General features: G+C 71.1%; 16 protein-coding genes and 1 pseudogene. 9 read left to right on the top strand and 8 right to left on the bottom strand.

What is annotated here, in order from left to right; genetic code table 11:
* Positions 1-3: 3 nt before the first annotated feature.
* Positions 4-525: an ATP-binding protein gene (locus tag O7595_RS11855; RefSeq protein WP_269728688.1), complete on the bottom strand. Its 522-nt coding sequence runs from the start codon at positions 523-525 to the stop codon at positions 4-6.
* A gap of 101 nt (positions 526-626) precedes the next feature.
* Here O7595_RS11855 and O7595_RS11860 point away from each other — a divergent pair, with 101 nt between their 5' ends.
* From O7595_RS11860 to O7595_RS11870, 3 genes are read left to right on the top strand one after another with little or no spacing between them, the layout of a single operon-like run.
* Positions 627-1,421 (top strand): helix-turn-helix domain-containing protein, encoded by a 795-nt coding sequence (locus tag O7595_RS11860; RefSeq protein WP_269728689.1) that lies wholly within the window; start codon positions 627-629, stop codon positions 1,419-1,421.
* Entirely contained in the window at positions 1,418-1,660 is a 243-nt protein-coding gene (locus O7595_RS11865; RefSeq protein WP_269728690.1) for a DUF397 domain-containing protein, read from the top strand. The genes O7595_RS11860 and O7595_RS11865 overlap by 4 nt, the downstream gene beginning before the upstream one ends.
* Positions 1,657-3,024, top strand: coding sequence for a cytochrome P450 (locus O7595_RS11870; RefSeq protein ID WP_269728691.1), 1,368 nt, complete (start codon positions 1,657-1,659; stop codon positions 3,022-3,024). Before O7595_RS11865 ends, O7595_RS11870 begins: the two co-directional genes overlap by 4 nt.
* A 292-nt stretch (positions 3,025-3,316) precedes the next feature.
* Here O7595_RS11870 and O7595_RS11875 read toward each other — a convergent pair whose 3' ends face one another.
* Positions 3,317-3,949, bottom strand: a complete 633-nt coding sequence (locus tag O7595_RS11875; protein WP_269728692.1) for an alpha-ketoglutarate-dependent dioxygenase AlkB — start codon at positions 3,947-3,949, stop codon at positions 3,317-3,319.
* A gap of 157 nt (positions 3,950-4,106) precedes the next feature.
* Between O7595_RS11875 and O7595_RS11880 the strand changes: the two genes are divergently transcribed.
* Positions 4,107-5,318 (top strand): pyridoxal phosphate-dependent aminotransferase, encoded by a 1,212-nt coding sequence (locus O7595_RS11880; protein ID WP_269728693.1) that lies wholly within the window; start codon positions 4,107-4,109, stop codon positions 5,316-5,318.
* A 115-nt stretch (positions 5,319-5,433) separates the two neighbouring features.
* Positions 5,434-5,820, top strand: coding sequence for an SCO4983 family protein (locus O7595_RS11885; RefSeq protein WP_269728694.1), 387 nt, complete (start codon positions 5,434-5,436; stop codon positions 5,818-5,820).
* Between the two features lie 322 nt (positions 5,821-6,142).
* Here O7595_RS11885 and O7595_RS11890 read toward each other — a convergent pair whose 3' ends face one another.
* A complete protein-coding gene (locus O7595_RS11890; protein WP_269728695.1) occupies positions 6,143-7,978 on the bottom strand; it encodes a phosphoenolpyruvate carboxykinase (GTP) in 1,836 nt (611 codons plus the stop codon).
* A 194-nt stretch (positions 7,979-8,172) separates the two neighbouring features.
* Here O7595_RS11890 and trhA point away from each other — a divergent pair, with 194 nt between their 5' ends.
* Positions 8,173-8,850, top strand: coding sequence for a PAQR family membrane homeostasis protein TrhA (gene trhA / locus O7595_RS11895; RefSeq protein WP_269728696.1), 678 nt, complete (start codon positions 8,173-8,175; stop codon positions 8,848-8,850).
* A gap of 181 nt (positions 8,851-9,031) precedes the next feature.
* Here the strand turns inward: trhA and O7595_RS11900 are convergent, their stop codons facing one another.
* From O7595_RS11900 to O7595_RS11920, 5 genes are all read right to left on the bottom strand, one after another.
* The gene (locus O7595_RS11900) at positions 9,032-11,437 is read right to left on the bottom strand and encodes a galactose oxidase early set domain-containing protein (protein ID WP_269732457.1); all 2,406 of its coding nucleotides are present in this window, start codon (positions 11,435-11,437) and stop codon (positions 9,032-9,034) included.
* Positions 11,438-11,553: 116 nt separating this feature from the next.
* On the bottom strand, positions 11,554-12,780 hold the full coding sequence (locus O7595_RS11905) for a glycosyltransferase (RefSeq protein WP_443071603.1): 1,227 nt from the start codon (positions 12,778-12,780) through the stop codon (positions 11,554-11,556).
* The gene (locus O7595_RS11910; protein WP_269728697.1) at positions 12,777-14,408 is read right to left on the bottom strand and encodes an ArnT family glycosyltransferase; all 1,632 of its coding nucleotides are present in this window, start codon (positions 14,406-14,408) and stop codon (positions 12,777-12,779) included. The genes O7595_RS11905 and O7595_RS11910 overlap by 4 nt, the downstream gene beginning before the upstream one ends.
* Positions 14,405-15,661: a glycosyltransferase gene (locus O7595_RS11915; protein ID WP_269728698.1), complete on the bottom strand. Its 1,257-nt coding sequence runs from the start codon at positions 15,659-15,661 to the stop codon at positions 14,405-14,407. The genes O7595_RS11910 and O7595_RS11915 overlap by 4 nt, the downstream gene beginning before the upstream one ends.
* Before the next feature lie 224 nt (positions 15,662-15,885).
* A complete protein-coding gene (locus O7595_RS11920) occupies positions 15,886-17,922 on the bottom strand; it encodes a thioredoxin domain-containing protein (protein ID WP_269728699.1) in 2,037 nt (678 codons plus the stop codon).
* Between O7595_RS11920 and O7595_RS11925 the strand changes: the two genes are divergently transcribed.
* From O7595_RS11925 to O7595_RS11935, 3 genes and pseudogenes are all read left to right on the top strand, one after another.
* Entirely contained in the window at positions 17,921-18,085 is a 165-nt protein-coding gene (locus tag O7595_RS11925) for a hypothetical protein (protein ID WP_269728700.1), read from the top strand. The two genes, O7595_RS11920 and O7595_RS11925, sit on opposite strands and share 2 nt — an antisense overlap.
* A 109-nt stretch (positions 18,086-18,194) precedes the next feature.
* A pseudogene (locus tag O7595_RS11930) lies at positions 18,195-18,340 on the top strand (Uma2 family endonuclease); the annotation flags it as partial.
* Positions 18,341-18,483: 143 nt separating this feature from the next.
* Positions 18,484-19,860 (top strand): IS1380 family transposase, encoded by a 1,377-nt coding sequence (locus O7595_RS11935; RefSeq protein ID WP_269728701.1) that lies wholly within the window; start codon positions 18,484-18,486, stop codon positions 19,858-19,860.
* Positions 19,861-20,051 lie beyond the last annotated feature (191 nt).

A 20,051-nucleotide genomic window follows, 5' to 3' on the forward strand; every position in this document is an offset into this window, starting at 1 on the left:
TTGTCACGGCCCGTCGTCCACGGCTGCGGGAACCGTGGCGGCGGGCCAGGGCCCGCCGAGAGGCGGGCCCGGGTCGTGACGCGCGTCGTCCACTCCCTCCAGATCAGCACACCCGGAACGCGCCCGCACGCCGTCGCCGATCTCGAACCACACCGTCTTCCCGATGCCGCACTCCCTCGGGTGGGCACCCCAGACGTCCGCGAGCGCGGCGACCAGAGCGAGTCCGCGCCCCGACTCGTCGTCCGGCCCGGCGGCACGCGGGCACGGCAGCACATCGTTCGCGTCCGACACCTCGACCCGCAGCACGCCGTCGCCGCCCAGCACGCACCGCGCCCGCACCTCACGGCCCGGCGGGACGCGGGCGTGCCGGCAGGCGTTGGTCACCAGCTCACTGAGCAGCAGCACGGCCGTCTCGGTCAGGTCGTCGGGGAGCTTCCACTCCCGCGACTGCTCGGCCAGGAACGCGCGGGCCCGGCCCGCGCTGCGCGGGCTGCGGGGCAGCCGCCACTCGATGTGCTGATTCATGGCTCATACGCTGCTGGCGCCGCCCCGGCCTGATGAAGTAACGACATGAGTACGCACGGTGGTTGTACCCGACGCGTACACCCGGGACGGGGAGGGCGACCATGACGGAGACCTGGCGGTACTGCGGCAACCAGATCAAACTGTGGCGGACGGAGGCGGGCGTCAGCCGCGAGGAGCTCGGCAAGGAGGCCAACTACGAGTACGAGACGGTGAAGTCCATGGAGCAGGGGCGCCGCAAGCCGAGCGCCAGGCTGCTCCAGGTCGCGGACCAGATGTGCGGGGCGCAGGGGAAGCTGCTGGCGGCGCTGGAGTTCCTGAAGCCGGAGCCCTTTCCGGCGCGGGCCAAGGAGTTCATGGCCATCGAGGCGGAGGCGGTCTCCAGACACGCTTACGACGCCCTCCTTATCCCGGGGCTGCTTCAGACCGAGGAGTACGCGCGGGCGTTGATCCGCGAGAGCCATCCGCCGCTGGACGACGAGACGGTCGAGGAGCGGGTGCGCGCACGACTGCAGCGCCAGGAGGCGCTGACGCGGAGGTCCGGCACGGTCTTCGGTTTCGTGCTCAACGAGGCGAGCCTGCGGACGATGGTCGGAGGTGAGAAGGCGATGAAGGGGCAACTGGAGCACATCCTGGAGGCGGGCGAACCGCGCAACGTGTCGGTGCAGGTCCTGCCCCGCGGCAGATGCAACGGCCTGGCGCTCAACGGCTCGATGGTCCTGCTGGAGACCGCCGAGCACGACCGCTACGCCTATGTCGAGGCACCGGAGACCGGCGCGCTCCACTCGGATCCCGGCACCGTCAGTGCGCTGACCGAGGCGCATGGAATGATCCGGATGCAGGCCCTCGGCAGCGGGGAGTCGGCGGACTTCATCAGGCAAGTGGCGGAGGAGCTATGAGCGACATACTCACGTGGTTCAAGTCCAGCTACAGCGACAGCGAGGGCGGCGACTGCGTCGAAGTCGCCCTGGAATGGCGCAAGTCCAGCCACAGCGACAGCCAGGGCGGCGACTGCGTCGAGATGGCCGCCTGCCCCCACACCGTCCACGTCCGCGACTCCAAGCTCGGCGAGGACGGCCCGCGCTTCGCCGTCGCCGGTGCCGCGTGGACCCGCTTCCTCGGCGGTGTCTCCGCATGACGACGAGCGCGCGCGTGCCCGGCCCCGCCGGTCTTCCCCTGCTGGGGTCGATGTTCGACCTCAAGCGGGACTCCCTCGGCACGTACCTCGCCGCCCGCCGGGCGCACGGCGACGTCGTCCGCTTCACCGCCGGGCCCCCGGGGCTGCGGATGGAGCTGTACGCGGTGTTCTCGGCGGAGGGCGCCCAGCAGGTGCTGGCGACCGACTCGGCCAACTTCCGCAAGGACAACGCCTTCTACCAGGAGGTCCGGGAGTCCTTCGGCAACGGGCTGCTGACCAGCCAGGACGAGGACTACCTGCGGCAGCGGCGGCTGATGCAGCCGCTTTTCACCCGCCGCCGCGTGGACGGCTACGCCTCCGCCGTCACCGAGGAGACCGCCGGTCTGCTCGACCGCTGGGCCACGGCCCCGGGCGGCACGGTGGACGTCGTCGACGAGATGACGGGGCTGGCGCTGCGGGCGGTGGCGCGCATCCTGTTCGGCACGGACGTCGAGGCGGCGGTCCCGGTCGTCGAACGCTGCTTCCCGGTCATCGGCGACTACACGCTCCGGCGCGGGTACTCCCCCGTCAACCCGCCTCGCAGCTGGCCCACTCCGGACAACCGCCGGGCCGCGTCCGCCACGGAAGAGCTGTACGGGGTGTGCGACCGGATCATCGAGGAGCGCCGCGCGGAGGGGGACGCGGCGAAGGGCGACGACCTGCTGACCCTGCTCGCCCGGGCGGAGAGCTCCGAGGACGGGGCCCTGGACGCTTCCGAGATCCGGGACCAGGTGCTGATCTTCCTGCTCGCGGGGCACGAGACGACGGCCACCTCGCTGGCGTTCGCGCTCCATCTGCTCGCCCGGCACCCGGAGCAGCAGTCCCGGGCACGTGCGGAGGCCGTGCGCATCCTGGGAGACCGCAGGCCCGAGGCGTACGACCTCGACGCGCTGCCGTACCTCACGCAGGTGCTGAAGGAGGCGATGCGGCTCTACCCGGCCGCTCCGGTCATCGGCCGCCGCGCGGTCGCCGACGCGGTCGTCGGCGGGCACACGATCCCGGCCGGTGCGGACGTGGTCGTGGCGCCGTGGGTGACGCACCGGCACCCCCGCTACTGGGAGGACCCGGACCGCTTCGACCCGGAACGGTTCGCCCCGGGCGCGGAGAAGGACCGTCCGCGCTACGCCTGGTTCCCGTTCGGCGGCGGGCCGCGCGCCTGCATCGGCCAGCACTTCTCGATGCTGGAGTCCGTGCTCGCGCTGGCCATGATCCTGCGCGGGTACGAACTGGAGGCGGTGGACGAACGGGTCCCGGTCGACGCGGCCATCACCCTGCGCGCCAAGGGCCCGGCGCGCTGCCGGCTGCGGCCCACCGGGGGCGGGTGACACCGGCCGCCCGAGGTCTACCCGCCGGCCCGGTCGGCTGTCCCGCTCCCGCGAATTCCGGACACGTCCGTCTGTCGGCGTCCCGGGAGCTTCCGCCGGACGACGGGTAGACCTCGGGCGGGGACGTACCAGGGACCGGTCGCTCGACGCGAGTGACCGACCCCTGGTGCGTGGCGCACCCGGCGAGCGGCAACGGCCACGGGCACGGGCACGGGCACGGGCACCATGCCACCGGGCCCGGCCAGGACACGGGAGATGGACGCGCCGCGCGGGGCTACGACGGCCCGGCCGCTCAGTTCACCCCGCGCGGCCGGAACTGGATGCTGATCCTGGCCCCCACGGCCCGGCTGGTCTTGGCCACCGCGTGCTCCCACGTCCGCTGGCAGGAGCCGCCCATGACGACGAGGTCGCCGTGGCCGAGGGCCTTGCGGACCGCTGTGCCGTGGCCGCTCCTGGGCCGGAGCGCCAGGTCGCGCGGGGTGCCGACGGAGAGGATGGCGACCAGCGTGTCCTCCCGGGAGCCCCGGCCGATGCGGTCGCCGTGCCAGGCGACGCTGTCGTGGCCGTCGCGGTAGTAGCAGAGCCCGGCCGTCACGAAGGGCTCGCCGAGTTCGGCGGCGTAGTGGGCGGTGAGCGCGTCGCGCGCCTCGGCCAGGACGGGGTGCGGCAGCGTCTCGCCCTCGCGGTAGTACGCGAGCAGCCGGGGCACGTCGACCTCCCGCTCGTACATCTGCCGCCGCTCCGCACGCCAGGGGACGCCGTCCGCCAGTTCCCGGAACAGCGCGTCGGCGCCGCTCAGCCAGCCGGGCAGGACGTCGAGCCAGGCGCCCTGGCCGAGCACCGTGCGGCGGACGTCCGTCAGCGGGCCGAGGCGGATCTCGTCGGTCTGGTCGAAGAGCGAACCCTGGAGATGGACTGACGGCATGCTTCCAGCGTACCCAGGAAACCGAACGTGTGAGCTATTCGAGGGGGAGCCTGCACCGGTCTTCCGACGGGCGGCCCCGGCCGGAGCCGCCCCCGCCGAACCCGAGGGTGTCCCAAAACACGGAGCGCGTCCCGCGGCGGGCCCGTAAGCTCGCGTCATGCAGGTGATCCAGTCGACCAAGCTCGCCAACGTCTGTTACGAGATCCGCGGCCCGGTGCTCGAGGAGGCGATGCGACTGGAGGCGGCCGGGCACCGCATCCTCAAGCTGAACACGGGGAACCCCGCCGCCTTCGGGTTCGAGTGCCCGCCGGCGATCCTCGAGGACATACTGCGGAACGTGGGGGACGCCCACGGCTACGGCGACGCGAAGGGCCTGCTGAGCGCGCGCCGCGCGATCATGAGCCACTACGAGACCAAGGGCATCCAGCTCTCCGTCGAGGACATCTACCTCGGCAACGGCGTCTCCGAGCTGATCCAGATGTCGATGCAGGCCCTGCTCGACGACGGGGACGAGGTCCTGGTCCCGGCGCCGGACTATCCACTCTGGACGGCCGCCGTGTCGCTCTCCGGCGGGACGGCCGTGCACTACCGGTGCGACGAGCAGTCCGACTGGATGCCGGACCTCGCGGACATCGAGCGGAAGATCACCGACCGCACCAAGGCGATCGTGATCATCAATCCGAACAACCCCACCGGCGCCGTCTACGACGACGAGATGCTGCGCCGGCTCGCGGACATCGCCCGCCGGCACAAGCTGGTGGTGTGCTCGGACGAGATCTACGACAAGATCCTCTACGACGGCGCCACGCACACCCCGACGGCCGCGATCGCGCCGGACCTGCTGGTCCTCACCTTCAACGGCATGTCGAAGAACTACCGGGTCGCGGGCTACCGCAGCGGCTGGCTCGCGGTCTGCGGCCCCAAGGCGCACGCCGCCTCGTACATCGAGGGCCTGACGATCCTGGCGAACATGCGGCTGTGCGCCAACATGCCCGCCCAGCACGCGGTGGCCGCCGCCCTCCAGGGACGGCAGTCGATCGAGGACCTGGTGCTGCCGGGCGGGCGACTGCTGGAGCAGCGCGACGCGGCGTACGACCTGCTGACCCAGATCCCGGGCGTGACGTGCGTGAAGCCCAAGGGCGCGCTCTACCTGTTCCCGAGGCTCGACCCACAGGTCTACAAGATCAAGGACGACCGGCAGATGGTGCTGGACCTGCTCCGGGCCGAGAAGATCATGGTCGTCCACGGGACGGGCTTCAACTGGCACGAGCCGGACCACTTCCGGATCGTCACCCTGCCGAACGCGACGGACCTGGCGGACGCGGTCACCCGGATCGGGAACTTCCTGGACGGCTACAGCCAGCCCTGACGAAGGGGACCTCCGGAGCGTGAACGGACCGGAACCTCCAGTTTCCGGACGCCACTCAACTTTAGACGCAATCCAAGCTAGGATGGCTCCAGAGCTACTGCAGGAGGCCGTCCCCATGTACGAACCGATCCGCTCCAAGTCGGTGCACTCGATGGCCGGCGAGTCCGACTTCCCCCACCGGACCCGTGAGGAGGAGCTGGACATCCAGCTCGCCGGTCATCTCGCCGCGCTCCTCGCCGTCACCGACGAACTCGGCCTCGGCACCGAGGCCGACCGCATCGCCGAGCAGGTCGGCCGGCTGCGCGGGGCACCGCCCGTCCGCCATGCCGGACTCACCGGCGCCGACCCGGCCGCCCTGCACCGCCGCGCCCTGGCCCTCGCCGGGCGCGCCCTGGTGGTCGCCGCCTCGCGCGCCGACACCGCCGCCGCGATCCTCGCCGCCGAGCGGATGGACGCGCACACCGCCGCCCTGCGCGACACGCGGCTGGTCGGCGCCCCCTGACGGCCCCGGTCCGCGTGCCACGAGACGCGCGGACCGGGCGCCACGTACTGGCCGCCGACCGACGACGGCTGCCGGCACCGGAGGGCTTGCGGCAGCGGACGGCTTCGGCCAGACGACGACTACCGGCCGCGGACGCCTTCCGCCAGACGACGACTACCGGCCGCGGGCCCGGACGGCTTCCGCCAGACGACGGCTTGCGGGAGCGGGCCTTGGTGGGAGAGCCGAGTTCACCGGCACGGTCGAACGCCGCGCGCCAAAGGCCGGGGCCCGCTCCGTACGCCTTTGTACGGTGCGGGCCCCGGTCTCAGCTCCGAGTGGGGGTTCAGCCCAGTCGGGCCACCAGCGCGCGGTACTCGTCCCACAGCTCCTTCGGGGTGTGGTCACCGAAGGTGTTGAGGTGCTCGGGGACCAGCGCGGCCTCCTCGCGCCAGACGTCCGCGTCGACCTTGAGCAGGAAGTCCAGGTCCTCGTCGGCCAGCTCCAGGCCGTCGGTGTCCAGGGACTCCCGGGTGGGGAGGATGCCGATCGCGGTCTCGACGCCCTCGGCCCTGCCCTCCAGGCGCTCCACGATCCACTTCAGAACGCGGCTGTTCTCACCGAAGCCCGGCCACACGAACTTGCCGGCGTCGTTCTTGCGGAACCAGTTCACGTAGTAGATCTTCGGGAGCTTGGACTGGTCGCCCCGTGCCGAGGCGGCCTGCCCGACCTTGATCCAGTGGGCCATGTAGTCGCCCATGTTGTAACCGCAGAAGGGCAGCATCGCGAACGGGTCGCGGCGCAGCTCGCCGACCTTGCCCTCGGCGGCGGCGGTCTTCTCGGAGGCGACGTTCGCACCCAGGAAGACACCGTGCTGCCAGTCGAACGACTCCGTCACCAGCGGGACCGCGGAGGCGCGACGGCCGCCGAAGAGGATCGCCGAGATCGGCACGCCCTTCGGGTCCTCCCACTCCGGCGCGATGATCGGGCACTGCGCGGCGGGGACGGTGAAGCGGGCGTTCGGGTGTGCGGCCGGGACCCCGGACTCCGGCGTCCAGTCGTTGCCCTTCCAGTCGGTCAGGTGGGCCGGAGTGTCCTCCGTCATGCCCTCCCACCAGATGTCGTTGTCGTCGGTGAGCGCGACGTTGGTGAAGACCGCGTTGCCCCACAGGGTCTTCATGGCGTTGGCGTTGGTGTGCTCGCCGGTGCCGGGCGCGACGCCGAAGAAGCCGGCCTCGGGGTTGATCGCGTAGAGGCGGCCGTCCTCGCCGAACCGCATCCAGGCGATGTCGTCGCCGATGGTCTCGACGGTCCAGCCGGAGATCGTGGGCTCCAGCATGGCCAGGTTCGTCTTGCCGCAGGCCGACGGGAAGGCGGCGGCCACGTACTTCGACTCGCCCTGCGGCGGGGTCAGCTTGAGGATGAGCATGTGCTCGGCGAGCCAGCCCTCGTCGCGGGCCATGACGGACGCGATGCGCAGGGCGTAGCACTTCTTGCCGAGGAGGGCGTTGCCGCCGTAGCCGGAGCCGTAGGACCAGATCTCACGGGTCTCGGGGAAGTGCGAGATGTACTTCGTGGAGTTGCACGGCCACGGCACGTCCTCCTGGCCGGGCTCCAGCGGCGCGCCGAGGGTGTGGACGGCCTTCACGAAGAAGCCGTCGGTGCCCAGCTCGTCGAGGACGGCCTGGCCCATCCGGGTCATGGTGCGCATGGCGACGGCGACGTAGGCGGAGTCGGTGATCTCGACGCCCAGCGCGGAGAGCGGCGAACCGAGGGGGCCCATGCAGAAGGGGACGACGTACATCGTCCGGCCCTTCATCGAGCCGCGGAAGATTCCCTTCTCACCGGTGAAGACGTCCCGCATCTCGGCGGGGGCCTTCCAGTGGTTCGTCGGGCCGGCGTCCTCCTCCTTCTCGGAGCAGATGAAGGTGCGGTCCTCGACGCGCGCCACGTCGGTGGGATCGGAGGCGGCGTAGTAGGAGTTCGGGCGCTTGATCGGGTCCAGCTTGCGGAACGTGCCCTTGGCGACCAGTTCCTCGGCCAGGCGGTCGTACTCGGCCTCGGACCCGTCGCACCAGACCACCCTGTCCGGCTGCGTCAGAGCTGCGATCTCGTCGACCCAGGCGATCAGTTCCTGGTGATTGGTGGGTGCGTTGCTGGGAGCCGCGATGTCGCGCGCCACGATTGCTCCTAAAAGAGGGGTTTGAGGTTGTTGCCCCGTGGGGGCTGCGACCCGGATGCTTCGTAGCTGCTCATCCGGTGCCGACCGCACTCATCTGATCATCCGTGTCCGGTGCCCATATGTCCAGAGGACCTCTCACGTGAGCATTACCACTCGGGGTCCGTCACCTACGGCCCCGTAGGTAGCATGCCGCCATGACTGCAGCCCCGCCCGCCGTGAACGAGATCGATCCACCGCCGGTGAAGCCGCGGTTGCGGGGCTGGCTGCACGCGGGGATGTTTCCCGCCGTACTGATCGCGGGGATCGTGCTGACGGCACTCGCGGACTCGACCCGCGGCAGGATCGCCTGCGGCATCTACGTACTCACCGCCTGTCTGCTCTTCGGTGTGAGCGCGCTCTACCACCGGGGCACCTGGGGGCCCCGCGCGACGGCCGTCCTCCGCCGGCTCGACCACGCGAACATCTTCCTGATCATCGCCGGTACGTATACCCCGCTGACGCTGCTGCTCCTGCCGGACTCCACCGGGCGGGTGCTGTTGTGGGCGGTCTGGGCGGCAGCGGTTGCCGGAATCGCCTTCCGGGTGTTCTGGGTCGGCGCGCCGCGGTGGCTCTACACGCCCTGCTACATCGCGATGGGCTGGGCCGCGGTCTTCTTCCTGCCCGACTTCATGCGCAAGGGCGGCATCGCCGTCCTCGTGCTCGTGATCGTCGGCGGGCTGCTGTACAGCGCCGGCGGGGTCATCTACGGGATGAAGCGGCCGAATCCGTCACCGCGCTGGTTCGGCTTCCACGAGGTCTTCCACTCCTTCACCCTGGCCGCCTTCGTCGTCCACTACGTGGGGATCTCCCTGGTCGCCTACCAGCACGCCTGAGCGAGGCCGAGGGGCCCTCGGACCGTCCTCGGCGGGGCCGGTGCCCGACAGTGACGGCCGCCCTGCTCGAGGCCGCGCTCGACCGGGCGGAGCGCGGCCGGCGGGACGACCCGGCCGCGCCCCTGGACGGTGCCCTCCCGCGCCCGGGGGACGGGCCGTCCCCCGGGCGCGGGAGGACCGGCTACCGCCTCAGGTCCCCCTTCCCGCAGGTCCGGCCGTCCCGGTCCGGGTCGAGCCGGAGCGGATCGTCCTTGCCGTTGACCTTCAGCCGGGCGTAGCCGTGCGCCGTGAGCCAGTCGCAGCGGGACCTGGTCGTCGCCTTCACCGGCGCAGGGAAGGCGAGCGGCACACAGACGTCGGCCGGGCCGTAGTGCCGGTCGCAGCCCGCGATCCTCGGGCCGACCGGGGCCGAGGCGCGCTTCTTGCCGTTCTTCTTGGGGGACTTGGCGAGATCCCCGGCGAAGTCGTGGACGTGCGCCGACGGGGCGTCCTCCGCGGCCCGCGCCGCCGCGGGCGGGGCACCCAGGTGCACCCACTCGGCCACCGACGGGATCCCGGCCGCGTCCACGCCGAAGAGCATGTACCAGCCGGGCGGGGCGAGGTTGGGGTTGCTGGTGACGTTCAGGTCGATCGTCCGGTCGTCCACCACGCTCATCGGAAGGTCCACGAACCGCTGGTTGGGGTCCGAGGAGTGGGTGACCGCTGCGGGGCGGATCAGCTCCGCCTTGGCGATCGGCCGGTCCACGGTGATCCGCTGGGTGTCGCCGTACTGCCACTCGCCGTCGATCACCGAAGTGATGCGCGGGCGCGGGCCCTTCAGCAGGTACGGCGGGGTGTAGATCGACACGTTGTGGTTGTAGGTGCCGTTGCCGGGGTTGTCCCCGACGGCCATGACCCGGCCGTCGGGCAGCAGGAACGCCGACGAGTGGTACGTGCGCGGGATCGGGTCGGCCGCGAGGCCCTCCTCGTAGGTGTCGGTCACCGGGTCGAAGAACGACGCCTCGTACACCGGGTCCGCCCGGTCGTGCAGCCCGCCGCCGGTCTCCAGCACCTTGCCGTCGGGCAGCAGCACCGCGGAGACGAACATCTTGCCCTCGTCACCGGTCTGCGGACGCTTGCCCTGGCCCTGGTCGACGAGGCCCTGCGGCAGCGGCGGACCGGCCGTGTACTGCGGGTTCGGCTGCTTGAGGTCGATGATGTCGGTGAGCCGGTTGGCGGCCGGGTTGGTCTCGTTGTTGCCGCCGCCGATGGTGAGGACCCGCTGGTCCTGCGCCGGGGGCAGCAGCACGCTCGCGCTCTCGTCGCGCTGGTCCTTGTTCCGCAGGCCCGGCACGTCGGTGATGGTGTTGGCGTCGTAGTCGTAGATCGAGGCGCCGGTGCCGGGGGTGCCGTTGCCGAAGACATGGCTGCCGGAGTAGAAGAGGCGGCCGTCCTGCATCAGGATCATCGACGGGTACAGGCCCCAGAACGACCAGGTCTGGTTGACCTGGTGGAGCGGCAGCCACCTGTTCTCGGCGGCCGAGAACTTCTCCGCCGTCACATTGCCCGTCGAGTCCTCCTTCAGCCCGCCGAAGGAGATGACGTCACCGTTGCCGAGGATCGTCGCCGACGGGTACCAGTGGCCCCCGTTCATGTCGTTGGTCCGCGTGTACGTCTCGGTCTCCGGGTCGAAGACGTACGAGTCCTTCAGGCCCTGGTAGCCGATCGTGCCGTCGGCCGACGGATAGCCCTTGTTGCCGCTCATCACCAGCACCCGGCCGTCGGACAGTTGGACGTGCCCGGCGCAGAACATGTCCGCGGGCGTCGGGATGTTCTTGTACGTCCCGGCCACCGGGTCGTACACGGCGGAGGTGAACGTCCCCGCCTCGAACATCCCCGGGTCGTTCCCGGAGCCGGCGATCAGGAGCACTTTTCCTCCCCCAGGGCCTCCGTCCTGGGAGGTACCCCCGTGCAGCACCACCGAGTGCATCGAGCGCACCGGGTTCTTCGTCGGCATGACGTCCCACCGGCCCTTGGCGCACTCCTCGGCCGTGGCCGTGCACATCGGGTCGGGCGTCGGCGGCGCGACCTCCTCCATCGCGTAGTCGTCGGTCGTGACGCTGCCGGTGCCGAAGACGGAGACGCCCCAGGTGATCTGGTCCGTGCCCGGCGGGATGGCCGGGGTGCGGACCTCGCTGCGGGTCCAGTCCCCCTCCATGGGGAGGGTGCGCAGATCGGTCCAGTACTGCCAGCCCGCGGTGGTGTCGTGGCGGAAGAGGGTGAGGGCGGTGTCCGGGGTCGTCGACTTGTACCAGAAGGACAGGTCGTACTGGCGCTCCGGGACGACGTGCGGGGCGCAGTCGGCGGACTCCGTGATCAGGGCCTTGCGGTCGCCGTCCAGCCGGCGGGTCAGCTCGACCTTCATCGCCGCGGAGCCGGTGTGCGCGTCAGCGGTGGTGGTGAAGGTGAAGTCGTTGTCCCCCCAGCCGGACTTGGCCCAGCAGAAGGGCATGTCTCCGCTGCCGGGGGTCTCGAATCCGGGGTTCCTGACGAGGTTGGGCCCCGCGGTGGCCGGCTGCTGCGCGGCGAGCAGCAGGCCGGAGGTCATGGCGGCGACGGCGAGCAGCGCGGTCGTCCTGCGGGTGCGTCCGGTGGATCTGCGGGTGCGTCCGGTGGGTCTGCGGGTGCGTCCGGTGGTGGGTCTGCGGGTGCGTCCGGGTGGCTTCAACTGGTGCTCCTTGCTGTGCCGGTACGGCTCCTTGCGGAGCGGCCTCCGCGCGGCAGGTAGACGAGCGCCTCGGTCCCGGCGAAGCGCAGGACGAACGTCGTGAGCAGCGCGAGCGTGGTGGCGGGCAGCACGGCCAGGTGGAACTGCCCGACGAGCAGGGCGATCAGTGGGATGCGCAGCACCAGGTCCGCGTTGGCGAGCAGCGCGAACCGGCCCACGCGGTCCGCCCAGTGGCGGTGGTGGCGCCGGTCCCGGAACAGCAGCACCTCGATGAGGAGGAAGTTCCACAGCACGCCGAACTGGTTGGCGAGGATCTCGGCGGGCAGATAGTGCAGACCGGCGGTCACCAGCGCGTGCAGCGCCAGCAGGTTGGGGACGAAGCCGGTGAGCCCGATGAGCCCGAAGGCGGCCATCCGGGCGAGCGGGGAGGCGGTGCGCAGCCCGACCAGATGGCGCAGGAAGCGCACGCCTTCCCTGGCCGTCGACTTGGACTCGCCCGCGAACCGGTCCTGGAAGACGAACGGCACCTCGGCGACTCCGCCCGGCCGGCAGCGCACGGCCAGTTCCAGCAGGATCTTGTAGCCGAGCGGCTTCAGCGCCTCGGCGCTCACCGTGGACCGGCGGATGGCGAAGAAGCCGCTCATCGGGTCGCTGATGCCGCGCAGGACGCGCGGGAAGAGCCCCTTCGCGAGCCAGGTCGCGCCGCGGGAGACGGCCACCCGGTAGCCGCCCGCGAGCCCGGCGCGGCTGCCGCCGGGCAGATAGCGGCTGGCGACGACGAGGTCGGCGGACTCCTTCTCGCCGGTGGCGACGAGATCGGGGACCAGTGACGGCGGATGCTGGAGGTCGGCGTCCATGACCACGATCCAGTCCGACCCCGCGGCCTTCATCCCCTCGACGACCGCGCCGCCGAGTCCGCCGTCGGGCGAGTCCCGGTGGATGACCGTGACGGGGAAGGGGCAGTCCTGCGCGGCCTCGGCGATCACCGCCGGGGTGTCGTCGGAGGAGTCGTCGACGAACACGACCTCGCAGGGGAGCCGCGCCGGCACGGAGTCGGTGAGCCGGTGCAGCAGTTCGCGTACGTTGGCCGACTCGTTGAAGGTCGGGATCACCACGGTGACGGCCGCCGGTTCGGCGACCCCCGCGGTCTCGCCGAGCGTGCCCTCGAACGCTCCCGGACTGCACCCCAGTCCGTCGGCCGGAGGTGTGTGATGGCTCGTCACGTGTGGTCAGCTCCCCCGATTTCTCGGATCTCGATACGGTCCTCGCCCTCGCCGAAGACGGCGACGGGCGTGGAGTGCTCCAGCGCGGCCCGCACATTGGGCAGATCGCGCGCGTCGCGGCGGACCGTCGGCGAGGCGACCACGTAGTCCAGGTCCCGCCAGCCGCGCGGCATGGTCTTCGTCACCGCCGGGTCGAGGTCGGCCTTGTAGAACCAGATGGCCCCGAGCCCCGGCTGGTACCCGGCGTGCACCAGGTCGAGCCAGAGGGCGTCGTCGACGAGCACCCGGGTACGGGCGGGTTCGTCGACCTCGGTGCTCAGCCACCGCGCGGCGGCCCGGTACGGGCCGTTGGCGTCGGCCGTCATCGCGGTGCGGTCGCCGTCGTACCAGCGCGGCACCACGTACACGGCCGCGGCGAGGGCGAGCACGGCGGCCGCGGACCGGCGGGCGAGCATGAGCGGCCGTTCTTCTCCGGGGCGCCGCCACCGGCTCAGCACCGCGTGCCCGACGCTCGCCGCCCCGCCGGCCAGCACCAGTGCCAGGAACGGCAGCGCCTGGATGACGTACATCGCGGGCAGATAGCCCGACGGGCGCATCGCGACGGCCGCAAGGACGGCCACGGCCAGCGCGGGCCCGGCGAGCGCCCGCGCGGTCACCGACCAGCGCAGTGTCAGGAGCAGCAGCGCGGCCCCGGCGAGCCCGCCCAGCGGCAGCACCCGGTCGTAGTAGAGCCAGGACCGGAGCACGCCGTTCGATCCGGTCCCCTCACTGAGGATGAACCCCGAGCCGGGCCGGCTCATCTGGTAGGTGATGCCCTCCCACAGCGACACATGGCCCTCGCCCGGCAGGAGTTCGCCCTTGAGGAGCGCGAACAGCGGGTAGGAGAAACCGATCAGGGCGCAGGCGGTGACGGCGCCCGTGACCGCGAACTTACGGGTGTCGCGGTGGCTGAAGCGCCACATCGTCACCAGCAGCGCGGGAAGGACGACCAGCATCGTCTCCTTGGTGAGCACCCCGGTGGCGGCGGCGAGCCCTGCCCCGAAGTGGTGCCACAGATGCCGGCTGGGCGAGGCCGCGAGGCAGAACGCCAGCAGCATCCACATCACGGCGAGGTTGTCGAGGAAGATCTCCCGCTGCAGGACCACGGACAGCGGCGACAGTCCGAACAGGGCCATCGCGAGCCCCGCCGCCCAGCGCGGCAGCCAGAGCCGGCGCGCCAGGACGTAGAGCAGGACCGCGCTCGCCGCGCTGATCAGCAGCATCGCCCCGCGCATCGTGGCCACCGTCATCGCGTCCGGCGCGATGAGCGAGGGGATCCAGGTCAGACCGGCGAGCTGGATCCAGCCGAGCGGCGGATGGTCGTACCAGTACGTGTAGTGGGCCAGGCCCTCGCCCTGCTGGACCGCCCACGCCTGGGCGAGGTAGGTGCCCTCGTCGTCACTGAGGGTCGGGAAGTGCTGGATGTTCCAGCCCTGCACCAGGAGGATCGCGGTCAGCAGCGCACCGCACAGGAGCAGGTCCGGCCGGGAGGACCGGAAGCGGACGACGGGCCGGACGGTGAGCCGTCTTGCGGGATGGGCGGAGCGGGCGGCCGCCACCGGTGGCGCCGCCGTGAGGGTGGAGGTCACGCGGGGACGTCCTCTCGGGTGAGGTGCGCGCCGACATGGCTGGTCAGCTCCCACTCGTTGCGGCCGCGCTGCTCGCGCCACACGGCCCGCACGGCCGCGCCCGCGAGGAGCACCTGGTAGAAGGGGCCGCCGCCGATGAGCTTGAGGTAGTGCGGGAAACGGACCCGCAGCCCGTACTGGGTTCCGAAGTCGTGCAGTCCGACGATCTCGAAGACGAAGGTCACCATCGCCGTGACCAGCGGCAGGAACGTGAGGAAGGCGACGCCGACGGGCACGTCGAGGAGGAGTGCGGCGGCGGCGTTGACGGGGATGACCACGCCCGTGAACGCCTGCATGAACGGCGTCATCAGCGTGTAGCGGGCGAGCATGCGCTGCCCCAGCGCGGGCAGTTGCCGCCAGTCCTTCTTCCGGTAGACCTGAAGGAAGCCCTGGTTCCAGCGGGTGCGCTGCTTCAGCAGCGACATCAGCGTGCCGGGGGTCTCCTCTCGGGTGACCATGTCGGCGTCGTACGCGACGACGACCTTCTTGCCGCGGCTGGACAGGCGCACGCCGAGGTCGCAGTCCTCGGCCAGGCAGTTCTGGTCCCAGCCGCCGGCCTCGCGCAGCACGTCGGTGCGGACGAAGACGGTGTTGCCGCCGAGCGGGATGAAGCCCTTGGCGGCATGGAGGTGGAGACGGGAACGGAACCAGAAGAAGTACTCCAGGCAGTTGCGCAGCGCGTACCACGAGGAGTGGAAGTTGATCAGCTGGACGCCGCCCTGGACGACGTCGGCGCCGGTGGCGGTGAAGGCGTGGTCGACGTGCGCGAGGAGCTCCGGGTGGACCTGGTCCTCGGCGTCGAAGACCCCGACGACGTCCCCGCGGCAGTGCGGGAGGGCCGTGTTCAGCGCCTTCGGTTTGTTCTTGGTCTCATGGGTGTCGACGACGACCCGTACCCGGTCGGGATCGCGGGAAGCGGCCCGCGCGGCGACCTCCGTGGTCTCCGGGTCGTCGTGCCCGACGATGACGATGATCTCGAAGTCGCGGTGGCTGGACTGCAGCAGCCTGCTGATGGTGTGTTCCAGCACCAGCTGTTCGTGCCGGGCGGGCAGCAGCAGGGAGAACGACAGTCCCCCCGTGCCCGCCGGGCTCTCGAAGCGTGTCGACGCGAGCGTCTCCGGTGTGCGCCAGGCGTGCATCTGCCACCAGAGCGTGAACGCCGCCATCCAGAAGAGCGCCAAGGAGACGGCGCCGATGAACAAGGACGTGAGCAATTGGCCCCCCAACGACAGGGGCGACCGCCACGGCAGGCCCCCTCGCCCGCCGCGCTCCTGCCCCTGAACCCCCCTGCGCGGCGCGGCGGGACCGCAGCGCGGACCCGCCGCATACGCAGCTGCTGTGTCAGCGGTGAAGAGAATAGGAGGATTGTGTGACTGTCGTACGCCTGTTTTGATGAATGGCGCGTTTCGGGCAGGTCACCGAAATCGCTCGCCGGCGGTCACCCCCGGGGCGCCAACTCCCGCCGTAGCGCCTCCACTTCGGTGACCGGTGCGGCACAGACGAAACGCCGGCAGACATAGGCCGCCGGCTTCCCGTCGACCAGCGGGCGGTCCGCGAGCAGCGGGAACTCATCACCGCCCGGCCCACCGGCGGCGACCACGGCGCCCGGCGCCGTCCCCAGCAGCGCGGCCCGGTGCAGACTCCGCATCCCGGTGTCACCGGGCGCTCCGACGACCGCCACCTCCCGCGGACCGTCGAGCAGCGCCTCCGCGGCGGCGAGCCCCCACCCGATGAACCGGGGGGCGCGCGGGCCGAGCGCCTTCACCACTCCCAACGCCCTCTCCGCCTCGCTGCGGTGGGCCTCCGAGCCGGTGTGCGCGGCGTAGGAGAGCAGCGCGCCGGCCGCGGCCGTCCAGCCGGAGGGAGCGGCGTTGTCCGTGGGGTCCTGGGGCCGTCGGATCAGCCGCTCGGCGTCGCGGGCCGTGTCGTACAACTGCCCCCCGGGGCCCGTGAACCGCTCCAGGACTCCGTCCAGCAGGAGGCCCGCGAACTCCAGCCACGCCCCCTCGCCGCTGACGGAGGCGAGGGCCAGGAAGCCCTCGGCGACATCGGCGTAGTCCTCCAGCACCCCGGCGTTGGCACCCGCACGGCCGTCCCTGGAGGTACGGGTCAGTCGCGCACCGTCGTCCAAGTGGAGCCGGACGAGCAGATCGGCGGCCTCCGTGGCACGCTCGACGAGGTCCGGCCGGTCGAAGTAACCGCCGGCTTCCGCCAGTGCGGCGATCGCGAGACCGTTCCACGCGGCGACGACCTTGTCGTCGCGGCCCGGCCTCGGCCGCTGATCACGCGCCGCCAGCAGCCGCTCCCGCACGGACGCGACCCTCCCGGAGTCGGCGACGCCCGCGTCCTGCGGAAGCCGGAGCACCGAGGAGCCGTGCTCGAAGGTGCCCTCCTCGGTCACGCCGAAGTACCGCATGGCGAACTCCGCGTCGTCCTCGCCCAGCACGTCCCTCAGTCCGCCGGGCGTCCAGACGTAGTACGCGCCCTCGGCGTGCTCACCGGAACCGTCGGGAAGAGCGCTGTCGGCGTCGAGGGCGGAGGCAAGGCCGCCTTCCGGCGTCCTTAGTTCCCGCACCATGAAGTCGGCGGTCTCCAGGGCGACCCGGCGGGCCAGGTCGCTGCCGGTGACCCGCCACAGATGTGCGTACACCCGGCAGAGCAGGGCGTTGTCGTAGAGCATCTTCTCGAAGTGGGGAGTCACCCACTCGCGATCCACCGAGTACCGGGCGAAGCCCCCGCCGAGCTGGTCGTAGATCCCGCCGCGGGCCATCGCCTCGCAGGTGTCGGCGGCCATCTGCAGCGCGCCCTCCGCGCCCGTGCGCGCGTAGTGCCGCAGCAGGAACTCCAGGACCATCGACGGCGGGAACTTGGGCGCCCCGCCGAAGCCGCCGTGCGCCGGGTCGTACTCCCGGGTGAGGCCGAGCAGCGCCTGGGCGAGCTCCTCCTCCCCCGGGGTTCCCTGGCCCCCGTACGCCAGGGCCCGTCCCGCCAGATCGCGGACGATCTTCCCAGCCACCTCGTCGACCTCGCCGCGCCGGTCCGCCCAGGCGGCGGTGACGCCCTCCAGGACCTGGCGGAACGACGGCATCCCGTGCCGCGGGGCGGGCGGGAAGTAGGTGCCGAAGTAGAAGGGCTGCGCCCCGGGCGTGAGGAACACCGTCATGGGCCAGCCGCCCTGACCCGTGGCCGCCTGCACGGCCTCCATGTACACGGCGTCCACATCGGGACGCTCCTCGCGGTCGACCTTGACGGACACGAAGTGCTCGTTCAGATACGCCGCGGTGTCGTCGTCCTCGAAGGACTCGTGGGCCATGACGTGGCACCAGTGGCATGCGGAGTAGCCGACTGACAGCAGCACGGGTACGTCGCGTCGTCGCGCTTCCTCGAAGGCCTCCGGCGTCCAGGGCCACCAGTCGACCGGATTGTCCGCGTGCTGAAGCAGATAAGGCGAGGTCACACCAGCCAACCGGTTCATGGGATCCAGCCTCTCACAGTGCCCGGCCGGGTCGGCGAAGCCCGCACGGGCCTGCCTGCGCCGACCTTTCGCACGGCTGGGGGAGCTCGCGCACGAGAAGGTGGGCACCGGCTTCGGCGACGCGGCCGCCTCCACCGGTGGCCGGGGCAGGCAGAACCGGTAGGCGTCGAGACGTCCTGGCACCCTTGCGCATCGAGCGTCCCGACATCAGCGGACAGGAGGCTGGACCCAGCAGCGCTGGACCCGTCGAGGCTCCTCGAAGGAGGTACGCCATGGCCGCCGAGATGGTGGCGCCCGAGTGGAGGCACACGCCGATCAGCGCGGAGCAGTACGGCTCTGGTCCGAGGAGCAGTGTGCCGGCATCGAGATCGTGGACGGAATGGTGGGCCGAGCCTCCAAGCGGCACAGCCAGCTGGCCGGATCCCGGCCAATGTCCTAGCCTCGCGCTTTCATGAAGCGGACTGTCCGACAGGTGATCAGGCAAGCAGAAAGTGCCTCTGACCAGCGAGAATGAGGATTGCTGAGGTCCTTGTTCCCGCCCCTGTCGGAGGCACTTTCCAGGTGAAGCAGCCTATCGGGTCCTATCCCCACGTCCTTGTCCGGGATGACGGCCGGGCCGTGGTCTCGCAGGCCGGTTCGGTCCTGCTGGTCGAAACGGTCCGCAAGATCGGCCTTGACCAGGCGATATCCACAGCCCTGACCCCGTGGCGGAGACCGCGAGCCGTCCACGACCCCGGCAAGATGCTCGTGGACCTTGCGCTGGCGGTCGCGCTCGGCGGGGACTGCCTCGCCGACATCGCGATGCTGCGGTGCGAGCCGGCCGTGTTCGGGCCGGTCGCCTCCGATCCGACGGTCTCCCGGCTGATCGACACCCTCGCTGCCTCCAGCGAGAAGGCGCTGACCGCGATCCGCACCGCACGTTCCGAAGTACGCAGGCGGGTCTGGGGACTGGCCGACGACCGTGCTCCGGACGCCGACGCTCAGGTGACCGTGGACCTGGACGGGGTCCTGGTCGTCGCGCACTCGGACAAGCAGGACGCGGCCCCGACTTGGAAGAAGACCTACGGCCACCACCCGCTCATGGGCTTCGTCGACCACGGCCCGGGAGGAACCGGCGAACCTGTCGCAGCCCTCCTTCGGCCCGGCAACGCGGGCTCGAACACGGCCGCCGACCACATCAGCGCCGCTCGCCTCGCCCTGGCTCAACTGCCCAAGAAGTACCGGCGGGGACGGCGGACGCTGATCCGCTGTGATTCCGCGGGCGGCACCCACGAGTTCGTGGCCTGGCTCGCCCAGCGCGGACGCTGGCTGTCCTACTCGGTCGGCATGGTGATCACCGAGGCCATCCACGAGCACGTTCTGAAGATCCCCGCATCGGCCTGGACACCCGCAATCGAGTCGGACGGTGAGGTCCGTGACGGGGCCTGGGTCGCCGAACTCACCGGCGACCTGCTCGACGGCTGGCCCAAGGGCATGCGGCTGATCGTCCGCAAGGAACGGCCCCATCCCGGAGCCCAGTTGAGGATCACGGACGCGGACGGCATGCGGATCACCTGCTTCGCCACCAACACCCTCAACCGGCCGATCGCCGGACTCGAACTCCGCCACCGGCTGCGAGCCCGCGCGGAGGACCGCATCCGGGCCGCGCGTGCGACCGGTCTGCGCAACCTGCCCCTGCACGACACCGCCCAGAACAAGGTCTGGCTGGAGATCGTCCAGATCGCCCTCGACCTGCTGGCCTGGATGCCCATGCTCGCCCTGACCGGCAAGACCCGGCTCTGGGAACCCCGCCGCCTGCGGTTGCGCCTGTTCTCCGCGGCCGGCCAGCTCGTCACCACCGGTCGGCGCCGCATCCTCCGCCTCGCACGCCATTGGCCCTGGACCCGCGAGATCACAGACGCCCTCGAACGGCTCGCACCCCTGCCAAACCCTGGCTGACCAGCGGACTCACCCGTCCCTACAAGAGAACGTGCCAGCCCGGAGGAGTGGAACCCGGCGTCCACCCGAGACGACACCCGGGCCCTGAACCTGCCCGGCCTCAGCCACCGACAACGAAATGGGCCCCCGACTCCGTCGGCGACCCATCACGAAAGATCGAGGCTACAATACCGGTGACTTTGGTGGTTTCT

Source organism: Streptomyces sp. WMMC940 (assembly GCF_027460265.1).
GTDB lineage: Bacteria > Actinomycetota > Actinomycetes > Streptomycetales > Streptomycetaceae > Streptomyces.

Coding starts and splice junctions, on each gene's coding strand:
- O7595_RS11870 (WP_269728691.1), top strand. CDS start 1,657: ATGACGACGAGCGCGCGCGTGCCCGGCCCCGCCGGTCTTCCCCTGCTG.
- O7595_RS11880 (WP_269728693.1), top strand. CDS start 4,107: ATGCAGGTGATCCAGTCGACCAAGCTCGCCAACGTCTGTTACGAGATC.
- O7595_RS11925 (WP_269728700.1), top strand. CDS start 17,921: ATGGGATCCAGCCTCTCACAGTGCCCGGCCGGGTCGGCGAAGCCCGCA.
- O7595_RS11860 (WP_269728689.1), top strand. CDS start 627: ATGACGGAGACCTGGCGGTACTGCGGCAACCAGATCAAACTGTGGCGG.
- O7595_RS11885 (WP_269728694.1), top strand. CDS start 5,434: ATGTACGAACCGATCCGCTCCAAGTCGGTGCACTCGATGGCCGGCGAG.
- trhA (WP_269728696.1), top strand. CDS start 8,173: ATGACTGCAGCCCCGCCCGCCGTGAACGAGATCGATCCACCGCCGGTG.
- O7595_RS11875 (WP_269728692.1), bottom strand. CDS start 3,949: ATGCCGTCAGTCCATCTCCAGGGTTCGCTCTTCGACCAGACCGACGAG.
- O7595_RS11920 (WP_269728699.1), bottom strand. CDS start 17,922: ATGAACCGGTTGGCTGGTGTGACCTCGCCTTATCTGCTTCAGCACGCG.
- O7595_RS11855 (WP_269728688.1), bottom strand. CDS start 525: ATGAATCAGCACATCGAGTGGCGGCTGCCCCGCAGCCCGCGCAGCGCG.
- O7595_RS11865 (WP_269728690.1), top strand. CDS start 1,418: ATGAGCGACATACTCACGTGGTTCAAGTCCAGCTACAGCGACAGCGAG.
- O7595_RS11900 (WP_269732457.1), bottom strand. CDS start 11,437: ATGACCTCCGGCCTGCTGCTCGCCGCGCAGCAGCCGGCCACCGCGGGG.